Source organism: Serratia sp. PAMC26656 (genome assembly GCF_016469055.2).
In the GTDB taxonomy this organism is placed as follows: domain Bacteria; phylum Pseudomonadota; class Gammaproteobacteria; order Enterobacterales; family Enterobacteriaceae; genus Serratia; species Serratia plymuthica.
The window spans coordinates 1,379,581-1,393,249 of record NZ_CP150486.1; the positions used below are offsets into that span (position 1 = coordinate 1,379,581).

Genomic DNA, 13,669 nt, shown 5'->3' on the forward strand with positions numbered 1-13,669 from the left:
TTCCGCCTGGATAAGGGAGATGAGATGAAGCAGGCATTTCGAGTAGCGTTAGGTTTTTTAATACTGTGGGCGTCCGTTCTTCACGCGGAAGTTCGCATCGAAATCACCCAAGGGGTCGACTCTGCTCGTCCGATTGGTGTGGTACCGTTTAAATGGGCAGGCCCAGGCACGCCTCCGGAAGACATTGGCAAGATTGTCGGCGCAGATTTGCGCAATAGCGGCAAATTCAACCCTATTGACGTGGCGCGCATGCCGCAGCAACCGACCTCCGCGTCTGAAGTGACGCCGGCGGCCTGGACTGCATTGGGCATTGACGCGGTCGTGGTCGGCCAGGTGCAACCTGGTGCAGACGGCGGCTACCTGATCTCCTATCAGCTGGTGGACACTTCAGGTTCACCGGGCACCGTATTGGCGCAAAACCAGTATAAAGTGACCAAACAATGGTTACGTTATTCTGCACACACCGCCAGTGATGAAGTGTTCGAGAAGCTGACCGGTATCAAGGGCGCGTTCCGTACTCGCATCGCTTACGTAGTGCAGACCAACGGCGGGAAATTCCCGTACGAGCTGCGCGTAGCGGATTACGACGGTTACAACCAGTTTGTGGTGCACCGTTCACCGGAGCCGTTGATGTCCCCTGCCTGGTCGCCGGATGGCAGCAAACTGGCGTACGTGACCTTTGAAAGCGGCCGTTCTGCGCTGGTCGTACAGACCCTGGCTAATGGCGCTATCCGTCAGATCGCTTCGTTCCCGCGTCACAACGGTGCTCCGGCGTTCTCACCGGACGGCAGCCGTCTGGCCTTCGCGCTGTCTAAAAGCGGCAGCCTGAACCTGTACGTGATGAATCTCGGCTCTGGCCAGATCACGCAAATCACCGACGGGCGCAGCAACAATACCGAACCGACCTGGTTCCCGGATGGCCAGTCTCTGGCATATACCTCCGATCAGGGCGGCAGACCGCAGATTTATAAAGTCAGTGCCAGTGGCGGTGCGTCACAGCGTCTGACATGGGAAGGCTCTCAGAATCAGGATTCTGAAGTCAGCTCTGATGGTAAATTCCTGGTGATGGTGAGCTCCAATAGCGGCGCTCAGCATATCGCCAAACAAGATCTTGGATCGGGAGCCGTTCAAGTTTTAACCGGCACGTTCCTGGACGAAACGCCTAGTATTGCGCCAAATGGCACCATGGTGATCTATAGCTCCACGCAAGGTATGGGCTCCGTGCTGCAACTGGTATCGACTGATGGGCGTTTCAAAGCGCGTCTTCCGGCAACTGATGGACAGGTCAAATTCCCTGCCTGGTCGCCGTATCTGTGATGCATGTGTAAATATGTATGGCAAACTATAAAAGGATCAAAGAAATGCAACTGAACAAAGTGCTGAAAGGGCTTCTGCTGGCACTGCCAGTTCTGGCTGTAGCGGCTTGTAGTTCTAACAAAAGCGCAAACAACGACCAATCTGGTCTGGGCGCTGGCGCTGGCACTGGTACAGAAAACGGCAGCAGCAACCTGTCTTCTGAAGAACAAGCTCGTCTGCAGATGCAAGAACTGCAGAAGAACAACATTGTTTACTTCGGCCTGGACAAGTATGACGTGAGCTCCGAGTTCGCTCAGATGCTGGACGCACACTCTGCATTCCTGCGTAACAACCCGTCTTACAAAGTGACCGTTGAAGGCCACGCGGACGAACGCGGCACGCCGGAATACAACATCGCTCTGGGCGAGCGTCGTGCTAACGCAGTTAAAATGTACCTGCAAGGCAAAGGCGTTTCAGCTGACCAGATCTCTATCGTTTCTTACGGTAAAGAAAAACCAGCAGTACTGGGCCACGACGAAGCAGCTTATGCTAAAAACCGTCGCGCAGTTCTGGTTTACTAAGAGAATCGCATGAACAGTAACTTCAGACGTCACTTGTTGAGTCTGTCGTTACTGGTTGGCGTAGCGGTCCCATGGGCCGCTACTGCCCAAGCGCCAATCAGTAATGTCGGCTCCGGCTCGGTCGAAGACCGTGTCACTTCACTTGAGCGTATCTCCAATGCTCAGGGCCAGCTTTTAAACCAACTCCAGCAACAACTCTCTGACAACCAGCGCGATATTGACTCTCTCCGCGGGCAAATCCAGGAAAGCCAATATCAACTGAATCAGGTTGTTGAACGCCAAAAGCAGATCTATCAACAGATGGATAGCATCAGCCAGGGCGGTGCTCAGAGCTCTGCAGCCGCTGCGGGTGCCGCAGGTGGGGCAGCAGCGGCTGCCTCCACCGACGGCGCTGACAGCGCGCCTGCGGGCGCCTCAGCAGCACCGGCCAGTACGGGTGATGAAAACAGCGACTACAACGCCGCTGTTTCATTGGCGCTGGAAAAAAAACAGTATGATCAGGCGATCTCCGCTTTTCAGACCTTCGTAAAACAGTACCCAAAGTCTACTTACCAGCCCAACGCCAATTATTGGCTGGGGCAGTTGTTCTACAACAAGGGTAAGAAAGACGATGCGGCCTACTATTTTGCCGTCGTGGTGAAGAATTACGCAAAATCACCTAAGGCGCCGGACGCAATGTACAAGGTGGGTATCATCATGCAGGAAAAAGGGCAGGCCGATAAAGCCAAAGCCGTGTTCCAGCAGGTGATTAAACAATACCCAACCAGTGCTGCGGCCAAACAGGCGAAAAGTCGCGTTGCCGGTTAGTCAGCAAAAAAATGAGCCCAGAAATTAGTCTATCTGACCGCTTTCTGGGCTCATTCGTGTGAAGAACAAGCAGTTGAACCACTTGTTTTAAAATTTAAGTTGCGCTGCCAAGATAAATTAGTAATATATGCCGCCGTTGCCAAGACAACTTGCAAGATGTTAAAGCAGCTAGGAAATTGGGTCGTTAGCTCAGTTGGTAGAGCAGTTGACTTTTAATCAATTGGTCGCAGGTTCGAATCCCGCACGACCCACCAATTCCTGAAGTAGTAGCAGTAACCACACTAGTGGGTGATTAGCTCAGTTGGTAGAGCATCTCCTTTACACGGAGGGGGTCGGCGGTTCGAGCCCGTCATCACCCACCACTGCTGTGGGTCGTTAGCTCAGTTGGTAGAGCAGTTGACTTTTAATCAATTGGTCGCAGGTTCGAATCCCGCACGACCCACCATTTTTAGATGTGATTACGATGTGGAATCGTAAGGGTGAGAACCGTAAAGGTTCGAGTCTCGCAAAGCGAGACAACATCACGAAGTGATGGCCCGAAGGGTGAGGCTAAAAGCCGAATAATCCCGCACGACCCACCATTTCAGAGTTGTTTTTCCGCAATACAAATCCTCGGTTTTGTATTCGTAGTTCAGCAGTAAACCACGTCAGTGGGTCGTTAGCTCAGTTGGTAGAGCAGTTGACTTTTAATCAATTGGTCGCAGGTTCGAATCCCGCACGACCCACCATTTTAGACGTGATTACGATGTGGAATCGTAAGGGTGAGAACCGTAAAGGTTCGAGTCTCGCCAGGCGAGACAACATCATGAAGTGATGGCCCGAAGGGTGAGGCTGAAAGCCGAATAATCCCGCACGACCCACCATTAATATTGCAGCGAGTTTCTCTCCTGCTTACGCGTTTCAGCAGTAAACCACATCAGTGGGTCGTTAGCTCAGTTGGTAGAGCAGTTGACTTTTAATCAATTGGTCGCAGGTTCGAATCCCGCACGACCCACCATTCTCTCCGATACACCAGTACTACTCCCAAACTTAAATATCATATATCGCACGATTCGTGTGGGTGAGAGCCTGCGTTCAGGTTCGACAAAATTGCTCCGTCAATTTTGGACAGCGCTTGCGCTGGCCCGAAGCGCGAGGCCAAAGGCCGAATCAATCCCGCACGACCCACCATTCTTTCAGTCCGTGCATCATTTCTATAAACACGCACTTTTCACTTCCTGATAAACCGCACCTACTGCAATCGTCTTTCTTTTGTCATAATTCAATCTATTAAACATTATCATCGCAAAAATGAAAATATCAGCGGACTTTTGGCGTGTTTTTAGGTATTTTGTTTAGTATATAAAACGAGTGGCGGTTGCGAAGGGGCATACCCGGGCAGCAGACACCCAGCCTAGCACAGAGACGATTGTAGCGATGAGTGAAATGTTTGATGTCAATGCGGCGGTGTACCCGTTCCCGCCCAAACCGGTGCCGCTGGATGTAGCGGAAAAGGCGTTTTATCGCGAGAAGATTAAAACCCTGCTCAAGCAGCGCAATGCGGTGATGGTGGCTCATTACTACACCGATCCGGAAATTCAGGCGCTGGCGGAAGAAACCGGCGGCTGCGTGGCGGATTCGCTGGAGATGGCGCGCTTTGGCAGCAATCACCCGGCTTCGACTCTGCTGGTCGCCGGCGTGCGCTTTATGGGGGAAACCGCCAAGATCCTCAGCCCGGAAAAACAGGTGCTTATGCCGACGCTGAACGCCGAGTGTTCGCTGGATCTCGGCTGCCCGGAAGAAGAGTTTCATGCATTTTGCGATAGCCACCCGGATCGCACCGTGGTGGTCTACGCTAATACCTCGGCGGCGGTAAAGGCGCGTGCGGATTGGGTGGTAACATCCAGCATCGCCGTAGAGTTGATAGAACACCTCGACAGCCTGGGCGAAAAAATCATCTGGGCGCCAGACCGCCATCTGGGCAACTATGTACAAAAGCAGACGGGCGCTGACGTACTGTGCTGGCAGGGGGCCTGTATCGTCCATGACGAGTTTAAAACCCAGGCGCTGATGCGTATGAAAGCCCTGTACCCGGAAGCGGCGATACTGGTGCATCCAGAGTCCCCACAGGCGGTGGTCGATCTGGCCGATGCGGTCGGCTCAACCAGCCAACTGATTCAGGCGGCTAAAACGCTGCCCAACCCGCAGCTGATTGTTGCCACCGATCGCGGCATTTTTTATAAGATGCAGCAGGCCTGCCCGGACAAAGAGCTCTTCGAGGCGCCAACCGCCGGTGAAGGTGCCACCTGCCGCAGTTGCGCGCACTGCCCGTGGATGGCGATGAACGGTCTTAAGGCGATTGCCGACGGGTTAGAGCAGGGCGGTGCCCTGCATGAAATCCACGTGGATGCCGCGCTGCGCGAAAAGGCGCTGATCCCGCTAAACCGGATGCTGGACTTTGCCGCGCAGTTGAAAATGCAGGTCAAAGGGAACGCTTAAGTTAACCATTTGATAAGGAAGAACAGATGAGCTTTTTCAGTACCAGCAATATATTGGTGCACATTCCGCTGGGGGCGGGCGGTTACGATCTGTCATGGATTGAAGCCATAGGTACCTTGTTTGGCCTGCTGTGCATCTGGTACGCCAGCAAAGAGAAAATCATCAACTATCTGTTCGGTCTGATTAACGTCACGCTGTTTGCGGTGATTTTCTTTCAGATCCAGCTTTACGCCAGCCTGTTGCTGCAACTGTTCTTTTTTGTCGCCAATATCTACGGTTGGTATGCCTGGAGCCGCCAAACCCAGGACAATCAGGCCGAACTGAAAATCCGATGGCTGCCGTTGCCGAAAGCGCTGGCCTGGGCAGCGGTGTGCGTTATCGGCATTGCCCTGATGACCTTCAATATCGACAGCGTCTTTGCCTGGCTGACGCAGCTTGCTGTGACAGTAATGCAGGGAATGGGCTTCAGCGTGCAAATGCCGCAGCTGCAGCCGGATGCTTTCCCGTTCTGGGATTCGGCGATGATGGTGCTGTCGATCGTGGCGATGATCCTGATGACGCGTAAATACGTGGAAAACTGGCTGTTGTGGGTGGTGATTGACGTGATCAGCGTGGCGATTTTCACCTACCAGGGCGTGTACGCCATGGCGCTGGAATACGTGATCCTGACGCTGATTGCGCTGAACGGTTCCTGGTTGTGGATCAAAAGTGCAGGTCGCAACCATTCCCTGCCGTTATCTTCCTCGCAATAACAAACGCAGAGGGCGCCAAACTGGCGCCCTCGTGATTTTAGTGGTGATGACCCAGATGTGAATGTGAGCCGGAATGTGAGTGGTCACTCGGCTCGGGTGCCCGGTTAATCCCGCAGTCCGGTGTATCACAGTGCTGATATTCCATCTGAATGGTGACATGGCCGATACGGTAGTGTTCCAGCAGATAAGCCTGAATGCGGCGCAGCAGGCCATCGTGGTCATTTGGCGGTATCACTTGCGCATGCAGCGTCATCAGTTTCTGTTCGCCAATCTGCCAGACGTGAACGTGATGAATATTGCGTACCTCAGGAATATTCAGGCACAGGTCTTTTTGCAGTTTGTTGATATCCACTTCCTGCGGTGTGCCTTCCAGCAACTCGTGAAAGCTTTCTTTCAACAGCCGCCAGGCGCTGCGTAGCACCAGACAGGACACCAGCACCGACAATATCGGGTCAATCGGCGTCCAGCCGGTGCTCAGGATCACAATGGCGGCTACGATCGCCCCCACCGAGCCCAGCAAATCCCCCAACACGTGCAACGCAGCGGCCCGCACGTTGATATTCTTCTCTTCCGTACCGCGGTGCAGCAGCCAGAAGGCGAACAGGTTAGCCAGAAGCCCCGCTATGGCGATGATCAGCATCGGCGTACCCATCACCGGCTGTGGCTCGAAGAAACGCCGTATCGCCTCCCACAGGATGAATACCACGATCACCAACAGGGCGGCGGCATTGAGGAACGCGGCCAGCGTGGTCAGGCGCAAATAGCCGAAGGTATGGCGCGCGTTGGGTTTCCGCTGCGAAAAGTGTACGGCCATCAGCGCCACCAGCAGCGCCGCAGCGTCGGTGAGCATATGGCCGGCGTCGGCCAGCAGCGCCAGCGAACCGGAAATCAACCCGCCGGCCACTTCGGCGATCATAAATACCGCAGTGACTAAAAAAGCGGTCAGTAGGCGTTTACTATTACTGTCTTTTGGCAGGTGTGCCTGTGGGGAGTCCGTCATTATTTATCCTTATGTAGAGCGAAATTCAGCGCGTCAGTGCTGACCAGACCGTCCAGTTCTATCAGTATCTGTTCTACTAACGCACTCAATTCAGTATAGGCGGCCTGAGCCAACCTCCCATCACGGCCGCTTTCCATCAGCAATTGGCACAGGTTTGCGGCCTCAGGCTGTTGCAACATCAGCAGGCTGCCCTTGATGCGGTGTGCGGCCTGGCCAAGGCTAGGCCAGTCTTCACCCTCCGCCGCTTTGCCAAGCCGTTGCCGGTCTTGTCGCAGCGTGGAGAGCAGCGTGGTCGCCAGGCGTTGCGCCATCTGCCGATCGTTACCGGCCATATCGGCCAGCATCCGTTGCAGGTCAGTAAGGGCTAACTGTCCTTCCAGCGCCTGTGGTTGCTGCGGTAACGCCTGAGCAATGGCGGCCAGTGAAATCGGCTTGGTCAAAAAGCGATCGATAGCCACCTGTCCCTGTGGAATGCGGGTAAATTCCTGCACGTCTGCCGAACAGAGAATAATCTGGCAGGCCGGCCGCTGATATCGCTGTTCATCGCGTCGTAGTAGTCTCGCCAATGTCAGGCCGTCCGGGCGCGGCATGTTGTAATCGATAAACAACAGGTCGAATGGCTGCCTGCGGTGCGCTTTCAGCAATGCGTAACCGTGCTCGAACAGCGCGGGTTGCAGGCCGAAGTGACGCAGTTGCCGCTCCATCAGCAGCAGGTTGGTGGGGTGATCGTCAATCAGCGCCACGCGCAGCGTGGGAGGCGGCAGGCTGAGCGGTTGGTCGTTCTGGCGTGGGGGGGCGGCATCTGGGGCGGCCTGGGTTACCGGGACTGAAACCTTGACTTGCGTACCGATGCCGGGTTGTGAATGCAGCTCAATCTGGCCGTCCATTTGCTCGATAATTTCCTTGCAGATAGACAGCCCCAGCCCGGTTCCCTGAACCGAGACGCGTTGTGCGCCGCGTGCGCGGTAGAAGGGTTGGAACAGCTTGCCTATCTCATCGGCGGCGATGCCACAGCCGCTATCGGTCACCGTCAGCAGCAGTTCGCCCTGTTGTTTATCCTGTTCGCGCCAGCCGATATTGATCTGAATGCTGCCGCGGGGAGTGAATTTAATGGCATTATTTATCAGGTTGTTAGCCACCTGAAGTAAACGCTCACCATCAATAACAACGGCGGCAGGAAGTTGGTGGCTGGCGGTAACGCTCAAGGTTACCGGGCGTTCGCCGATCAGCGGCTGATACAGCGCGCTGATGTGGGCTATCCAGGGTTGCAGCGCCATGGCTTTTGGCACCAGCGTCAGCGATCCGGTTTCCAGCCGGGCGTAATCTTGTAGGTCATTGAGCAAATTGAGCAAGGATGACGCCGAACTGTAAATGACCGGCAGCCCCTCCGGCATCGGCTGGCGTTTCAGCTCCAGCTCCAGCAGGCCGAGGATGGCGTGCATGGGCGTGCGCAGTTCATGGCTGATGGTGGCCAGAAACTTGCTTTTCATCCGGTTCTCGGCTTCGGCATGGCGGCGTGCTTGTTCGATCACTTCACGCTCACGTTTTTCCCGCCGCTGCAAAACAAAGCGGCGCAGAGTCAGCGCCAGCAACAGCAGGATCGCTGCCGCCAGTAGCGCCAGCAGCCAGGTAGTTTGCGGTTGCATGCGGTTGTCGTTCACCGCATCAATCAGGTTGCTGCGATCGACAATCCACTCATCGCGCAGCGATTGCAGCGTTTCCGAGGGGATCTGCATCAGGTTTTTATCGAGGATAGCCAGCAGCAGCGGCTGATCCTGGCGCACGCCGAACGCCACCGGATAGGCGATATTATTGGCGGCGAACGCCAATTTTATTGCCCCGGCATAACGTGACAGAGCGATAAAGTTTGCCGAGATCACGTTATCCACCAGCGCATCCAGTTGGCCGTTGGCCAGAGCGTCATACATCGCCTTGCTGTCGGCAAAATGAATGAGCTCTTCGTTCGGCGGCACCAGTCCTTGCGCCAGATCGCCCTGCAAGACGCCGATGCGTTTGCCGGCCAGATCGCTCCAGGTAGAAATCCCGTTGGCGTACTGACCGACGTAAACCCCCCACAGTGAACGGTGAATCGGCATGCTGGCGCTGTAACGCGCCTTAACGCCACGCACCAGCGGCAGAGCGGTGCGGAAACTGGCCTGGCCGGATAGCACCAACTGGTCTGCCTGTTCGGCGTTGCGTGCCCATAGCGGAGCAAAACGCAGCCCGGTGTTTTGCGCAATGATCTTGAGTATGTCGATCGCGTAGCCGCGCGGCTGGCCGTCGGAACCGTGATAGGCGAACGGGAAGTTATTCTCTATGGCGGCGTAATAAACGGTGCGGTGCTTTTCTACCCAGCTTTTTTCCATCTGCGTCAGATCGGCGTTGCCGGTATCGAGATAGCTGGGGATCTTTTTGCTCCAGCGGCTTTGAATGGCGTTCATCAACTCCATCGGCGCATCGGCGATAGCGACGTTGAGGGTGTCGATCAGTGCCGGGTTGTCGGCGGCGAAGACGAAAGACAGGTTACCGAGATTGACCGTGCTTTCGATCTGATAAAGCTGGCCGAGCTGCAACTGGTCAATAATAAAGCTGGCGCTGGCTTCGTCGGCAATAAAGTAATCGCTGCTGCCGTTCAGCAAGGCATACACCGCCTGCAGGTTGTTGTCATAACGCTGAACGTGGGAAGACACCGCCTTCAGCGCGTTGCCGGCCTGCATATCGGTCAGGGTACTGATTGCCACCCGTGCATCGGCGGAGTTAAGCATCACCCGGCGGTCATTGCTCCGATCGCGCAGTACGCGCAGGTTGCTGACATAGTAAGGCTGGGAGATTTTCAGATCCTCCAGCGCCTCGTTCTGCGGAATGCCGTACAGCAGATCGATAGCGCCGTTGTGCAGCGCTTGCTCGAGCTGCGCCAGATCGGCGAAACCGTAAATCTGAAAGCGGATGCCGGTGACCTGCTGGACATAACCGAGGTAGTCGGCGTTCAACCCGTACAGATCGTCATCCACAATAATGTTATAGGGGCTGGCATTCTCGCTGATGATCCCTACGCGTAGCGTCGCGTCGCGCCAGGGATTTTTCTCGCTGGCGATCAGCATGTCCGCCGGAATATTCAGGTTACTGACCAACTGATAAGACACCGGTTGCGCCGCGTACGCGACGTTGCCGAGGTTGAACAACATCGCCAGCAGCAACAGAACCCCACGCATCATGGTGCCAGCTCTCTAAATACCGCCACCAGTTCCAACAGATTGCTGGCGCCGGTTTTGCGCAGAATATTCTTCTTGTGAGTGCTGACGGTTTTGTTGCTGATGTTCAGCATCTCGGCAATTTGCAGGTTGGACAGCCCCTTGCTGAGCAGGCCGAGGATCTGCAGCTCTTTGGGCGTCAGCAGCACTCCCTCTGCCGGCTGCGTTTCTTCCGCCATCGCGGCGGCGGGAAAACTCGGCTCCCCGGCCAGCACGGTTTCAATTGCCTGCACCAGTTGTTCAAGCCGGCTGCCTTTATGCACAAACCCGTTAGCGCCGGCTGCCCAGGCCATGCGGGCGTAGATCTCTTCTTCCTGCGCGGTGTAGATCAGGATCGGTTGCTGCGGGTAGTGGCGGCGGATTTTTTTCAGCAGTTGCAAGCCGTCTACCTGCGGCAGGCCGATATCCAGAATGACCAGCGAAAAATCGGCTGCGGCCAAGTGGGCCAATGCCTGAACATCATCCTGAACCGCCTGCAGGCTATAAGGGCGGGAAGACTTCATTAGCGCCGCTTCCAGTGCGACATGAACCACCGGGTGGTCATCAACTAATAACAGAGAAGGCATGGTTTGGCTCAAGTAACGGTATCCTGATCGCTAGCATAGCGAAAAAGGAGCCACTGCGCTCTCCCGATGAAACAGCACAATCTACTGATAATTTGGCCGTTCCGCCAGGAGGCGGCAAAGGTGATTTACAGCGCTACCCTCACAGGCTAAATTGGTTGGATCTACGTTCTGTGAAATACCGCCCCTCGATACCGAATGGAAAAGTTATGAATTACCAAAATGACGATTTACGCATTAAAGAAATTAAGGAACTCCTGCCACCGGTGGCCCTGTTAGAGAAGTTTCCGGCCACTGAACGTGCAGCTGAGACGGTGTCCCTGGCGCGCAGTGCAATTCACAAGATCCTTCGCGGTAACGACGATCGCCTGCTGGTGGTCATCGGCCCATGCTCGATCCACGACACCAAAGCGGCAAAAGAGTATGCCGAGCGCCTGCTGACGTTGCGTCAGGAACTGAGTGGCGAACTGGAAGTGGTGATGCGCGTTTACTTTGAAAAACCGCGTACCACCGTGGGCTGGAAAGGGCTGATCAACGATCCGCAGATGGATAACAGCTTCCAGATCAACGACGGTCTGCGCCTGGCCCGTAAGTTGCTGTTGGATATCAACGATAGCGGCTTGCCGGCTGCGGGGGAATTCCTCGACATGATCACCCCGCAGTACCTGGCTGATCTGATGAGCTGGGGCGCGATCGGCGCACGTACCACGGAATCCCAGGTGCACCGCGAGCTGTCTTCCGGCCTGTCTTGCCCGGTTGGTTTCAAGAACGGTACCGACGGCACCATCAAAGTGGCGATTGACGCCATCAACGCTGCCAGCGCGCCGCACTGTTTCCTGTCGGTGACCAAATGGGGCCACTCGGCGATCGTTAACACCAGCGGTAACGGCGATTGCCACATTATTCTGCGCGGCGGCAAAGAGCCGAACTACAGCGCGGCGCATGTGAAAGAAGTCAAAGACGGCCTGGTCAAAGCGGGTCTGCCTGCGCAGGTGATGATCGACTTCAGCCACGCCAACAGCAGCAAGCAGTTCAAAAAGCAGCTGGAAGTGAATGCGGACGTGTGCAAACAGGTAGCCGGCGGTGAAAAAGCGATTATCGGCGTGATGATCGAAAGCCATCTGGTGGAAGGTAACCAGAATCTGGAAAGCGGCGAGCCGCTGGTCTATGGCAAGAGCGTGACAGACGCTTGCATCGGCTGGGAAGACACGGAAACCGTGCTGCGCGAGTTGGCGGCGGCAGTGAAAGCACGCCGCACCTAATATCCCCGTCGTCTTTCAAGCCGCAGCGTTGTTACCTGCACTCGCTCACCCCAGTTACTTACTCATGTAAGCGCCTGGGGATGAGCGAGTTGGTCGCCTAGCTGCAACTTGAAAGCCATAGGGGATAGAATGGGTAGTTTCTTAATAAAAAAAGCCCCCGGCCAAAACCGGGGGCTTTTTAGATCAACGGGCGAAAATTACTTCGCTTTACCCTGGTTTGCCACGGCGGCCGCTTTAGCAGCGATCTCGTCGGCATTGCCCAGGTAGTAACGTTTGATTGGCTTGAAGTTTTCGTCGAATTCATACACCAACGGCACGCCGGTTGGGATGTTCAGTTCGAGGATCTCATCTTCGCTCAGGTTATCCAGGTATTTCACCAGCGCACGCAGCGAGTTGCCGTGCGCGGCAACGATAACGCGCTCGCCGCTTTTGATGCGCGGCAGAATTTCTTCGTCCCAGTAAGGGATCACGCGATCAATAGTCAGCGCCAGGCTTTCGGTCAGCGGCAGCTCTTTTTCGGTCAGCGCTGAGTAACGTGGATCGTGGCCCGGGTAACGCTCATCATCTTTGGTCAGCTCTGGTGGGGTAACGGCGAAGCCGCGACGCCATTGCTTAACCTGCTCGTCACCGTATTTTTCAGCGGTTTCAGCCTTGTTCAGACCCTGCAGCGCACCGTAGTGGCGTTCGTTCAGCTTCCAGGATTTTTCAGTCGGCAGCCAAGCCTGATCCAGTTCGTCCAGAATGTTCCACAGGGTATGGATCGCGCGCTTCAGGACGGAGGTGTAAGCAAAGTCAAAAGAGAAACCTTCATCTTTCAACAGCTTGCCTGCTGCTTTCGCTTCGGTGCGACCTTTGTCGGACAAATCAACATCATACCAACCGGTAAAGCGGTTTTCGTTGTTCCACTGGCTTTCGCCGTGACGCACCAGAACCAGCTTAGTTACAGCCATAGCTTAACTCCTTAATAATCGGACATTTCAATGATAACGAAAATCATTATATTGCCGCGGCCTGTGGCTCGGCAATCGATAGTGTCTAACCATAGCCAATTTCTTGCCGCAAAGTAAGTGCTGTTCTGAGGAAAAGCTGAATCGATCAGGCGGGCGTCACGGGGGAAACCGGCACGGCGCAATGAGATCCCGCCGTGCCGCTAGCGAAGGGCTATCAGGCTGATTTTTTCAGACAGTTGCTCATAAAGGTTTTGCGCTCGTCGCCTTTCAGGCTTTTGGTTTTGGCATCGGCGTTACAGGTTTTCATTTTCTGCTGTTGCGGCGTCAGGGTTTTCGCTGCAGTGGAACCTTCTGCCTTCAGGCAGGTGCTCATGAAGGTCGTGCGGTCCGCGCCTTTCAGCGTTTTGGTGGAGGCTTGTTGATTACAATCAGTCATGCGCTTCTGCTGTGCAGCCTGCGCCGGTGAAGGCGTTTTTGCTGCGGTTGCGGTATCGGCAGCCATCAGGTTGGTGCTCAGCAGTAAACCCGCCAGTAATGGGAGTGCAGTAATCAGACGCATAGGTGTTCCTTCAGCTATTGAGCGGCCAAGGATGGCCGAAAATTGTGACGCAGCACAAGGCGTTGTGCTTATCACCGTAGCCTGATTCTAGTGTGCGCTTTGGAATAAGGAAAGGCAGGTGCCGGTGGGGTCGGCGTGTAAAAAGGTAAGCATTTATAACAAATGGCCCC

At 55.1% G+C, this 13,669-nt stretch carries 11 protein-coding genes, 5 tRNA genes and 3 other RNA genes; 14 read left to right on the top strand and 5 right to left on the bottom strand.

The genetic code is table 11. From position 1 onward, the window contains the following. The first annotated feature begins 24 nt into the window (after positions 1 to 24). The 13 genes from tolB to pnuC all read left to right on the top strand — a co-directional run bounded on the left by tolB (position 25) and on the right by pnuC (position 5,914). On the top strand, positions 25 to 1,317 hold the full coding sequence (gene tolB / locus JEM67_RS07090; RefSeq protein WP_004949773.1) for a Tol-Pal system beta propeller repeat protein TolB: 1,293 nt from the start codon (positions 25 to 27) through the stop codon (positions 1,315 to 1,317). A 44-nt stretch (positions 1,318 to 1,361) separates the two neighbouring features. After that, entirely contained in the window at positions 1,362 to 1,877 is a 516-nt protein-coding gene (pal, locus tag JEM67_RS07095) for a peptidoglycan-associated lipoprotein Pal (protein ID WP_013811931.1), read from the top strand. 9 nt (positions 1,878 to 1,886) lie between these two features. Then, the gene (gene cpoB, locus JEM67_RS07100) at positions 1,887 to 2,684 is read left to right on the top strand and encodes a cell division protein CpoB (RefSeq protein WP_013811932.1); all 798 of its coding nucleotides are present in this window, start codon (positions 1,887 to 1,889) and stop codon (positions 2,682 to 2,684) included. Between the two features lie 178 nt (positions 2,685 to 2,862). Beyond that, positions 2,863 to 2,938 (top strand) — tRNA-Lys (locus JEM67_RS07105). A gap of 32 nt (positions 2,939 to 2,970) precedes the next feature. Further along, positions 2,971 to 3,046: transfer RNA gene (locus JEM67_RS07110), tRNA-Val, on the top strand. A 7-nt stretch (positions 3,047 to 3,053) separates the two neighbouring features. Next, positions 3,054 to 3,129, top strand: a tRNA-Lys gene (locus JEM67_RS07115). 14 nt (positions 3,130 to 3,143) lie between these two features. Then, positions 3,144 to 3,265: non-coding RNA, RtT sRNA (locus JEM67_RS07120), on the top strand. A gap of 71 nt (positions 3,266 to 3,336) precedes the next feature. Next, positions 3,337 to 3,412, top strand: a tRNA-Lys gene (locus JEM67_RS07125). Between the two features lie 13 nt (positions 3,413 to 3,425). Beyond that, positions 3,426 to 3,547, top strand: a non-coding RNA gene (locus JEM67_RS07130) — RtT sRNA. A gap of 58 nt (positions 3,548 to 3,605) precedes the next feature. Then, positions 3,606 to 3,681: transfer RNA gene (locus tag JEM67_RS07135), tRNA-Lys, on the top strand. 43 nt (positions 3,682 to 3,724) lie between these two features. Next, positions 3,725 to 3,854, top strand: a non-coding RNA gene (locus JEM67_RS07140) — RtT sRNA. Positions 3,855 to 4,100: 246 nt separating this feature from the next. Next, positions 4,101 to 5,162 (top strand): quinolinate synthase NadA, encoded by a 1,062-nt coding sequence (nadA, locus tag JEM67_RS07145; protein WP_013811933.1) that lies wholly within the window; start codon positions 4,101 to 4,103, stop codon positions 5,160 to 5,162. A gap of 26 nt (positions 5,163 to 5,188) precedes the next feature. After that, entirely contained in the window at positions 5,189 to 5,914 is a 726-nt protein-coding gene (pnuC, locus tag JEM67_RS07150) for a nicotinamide riboside transporter PnuC (RefSeq protein WP_013811934.1), read from the top strand. Between the two features lie 37 nt (positions 5,915 to 5,951). Here the strand turns inward: pnuC and zitB are convergent, their stop codons facing one another. The 3 genes from zitB to JEM67_RS07165 are packed head-to-tail and all read right to left on the bottom strand — an operon-like array spanning position 5,952 to position 10,731. Then, positions 5,952 to 6,914: a CDF family zinc transporter ZitB gene (gene zitB, locus JEM67_RS07155; RefSeq protein WP_065505974.1), complete on the bottom strand. Its 963-nt coding sequence runs from the start codon at positions 6,912 to 6,914 to the stop codon at positions 5,952 to 5,954. Then, the gene (locus JEM67_RS07160; RefSeq protein WP_199635480.1) at positions 6,914 to 10,129 is read right to left on the bottom strand and encodes an ATP-binding protein; all 3,216 of its coding nucleotides are present in this window, start codon (positions 10,127 to 10,129) and stop codon (positions 6,914 to 6,916) included. Before JEM67_RS07160 ends, zitB begins: the two co-directional genes overlap by 1 nt. Further along, positions 10,126 to 10,731: a response regulator gene (locus tag JEM67_RS07165; protein ID WP_199635572.1), complete on the bottom strand. Its 606-nt coding sequence runs from the start codon at positions 10,729 to 10,731 to the stop codon at positions 10,126 to 10,128. The genes JEM67_RS07160 and JEM67_RS07165 overlap by 4 nt, the downstream gene beginning before the upstream one ends. 206 nt (positions 10,732 to 10,937) lie before the next feature. Between JEM67_RS07165 and aroG the strand changes: the two genes are divergently transcribed. After that, positions 10,938 to 11,990 carry a 3-deoxy-7-phosphoheptulonate synthase AroG gene (aroG, locus tag JEM67_RS07170; RefSeq protein ID WP_065505976.1) on the top strand — a complete coding sequence of 351 codons (1,053 nt, stop codon included), beginning with the start codon at positions 10,938 to 10,940 and terminating at the stop codon, positions 11,988 to 11,990. A gap of 197 nt (positions 11,991 to 12,187) precedes the next feature. Here aroG and gpmA read toward each other — a convergent pair whose 3' ends face one another. Together gpmA and JEM67_RS07180 are read right to left on the bottom strand one after the other, a co-directional pair. After that, a complete protein-coding gene (gpmA, locus tag JEM67_RS07175) occupies positions 12,188 to 12,940 on the bottom strand; it encodes a 2,3-diphosphoglycerate-dependent phosphoglycerate mutase (protein WP_004941818.1) in 753 nt (250 codons plus the stop codon). A 214-nt stretch (positions 12,941 to 13,154) separates the two neighbouring features. Further along, positions 13,155 to 13,499 carry a PsiF family protein gene (locus JEM67_RS07180; protein ID WP_004941822.1) on the bottom strand — a complete coding sequence of 115 codons (345 nt, stop codon included), beginning with the start codon at positions 13,497 to 13,499 and terminating at the stop codon, positions 13,155 to 13,157. Positions 13,500 to 13,669: the final 170 nt, after the last annotated feature.

Excerpts from the sequence above, each read along its gene's own strand:
- tolB (WP_004949773.1), top strand. The coding sequence starts at position 25 with ATGAAGCAGGCATTTCGAGTAGCGTTAGGTTTTTTAATACTGTGGGCG.
- pal (WP_013811931.1), top strand. The coding sequence starts at position 1,362 with ATGCAACTGAACAAAGTGCTGAAAGGGCTTCTGCTGGCACTGCCAGTT.
- cpoB (WP_013811932.1), top strand. The coding sequence starts at position 1,887 with ATGAACAGTAACTTCAGACGTCACTTGTTGAGTCTGTCGTTACTGGTT.
- nadA (WP_013811933.1), top strand. The coding sequence starts at position 4,101 with ATGAGTGAAATGTTTGATGTCAATGCGGCGGTGTACCCGTTCCCGCCC.
- pnuC (WP_013811934.1), top strand. The coding sequence starts at position 5,189 with ATGAGCTTTTTCAGTACCAGCAATATATTGGTGCACATTCCGCTGGGG.
- zitB (WP_065505974.1), bottom strand. The coding sequence starts at position 6,914 with ATGACGGACTCCCCACAGGCACACCTGCCAAAAGACAGTAATAGTAAA.
- JEM67_RS07160 (WP_199635480.1), bottom strand. The coding sequence starts at position 10,129 with ATGATGCGTGGGGTTCTGTTGCTGCTGGCGATGTTGTTCAACCTCGGC.
- JEM67_RS07165 (WP_199635572.1), bottom strand. The coding sequence starts at position 10,731 with ATGCCTTCTCTGTTATTAGTTGATGACCACCCGGTGGTTCATGTCGCA.
- aroG (WP_065505976.1), top strand. The coding sequence starts at position 10,938 with ATGAATTACCAAAATGACGATTTACGCATTAAAGAAATTAAGGAACTC.
- gpmA (WP_004941818.1), bottom strand. The coding sequence starts at position 12,940 with ATGGCTGTAACTAAGCTGGTTCTGGTGCGTCACGGCGAAAGCCAGTGG.
- JEM67_RS07180 (WP_004941822.1), bottom strand. The coding sequence starts at position 13,499 with ATGCGTCTGATTACTGCACTCCCATTACTGGCGGGTTTACTGCTGAGC.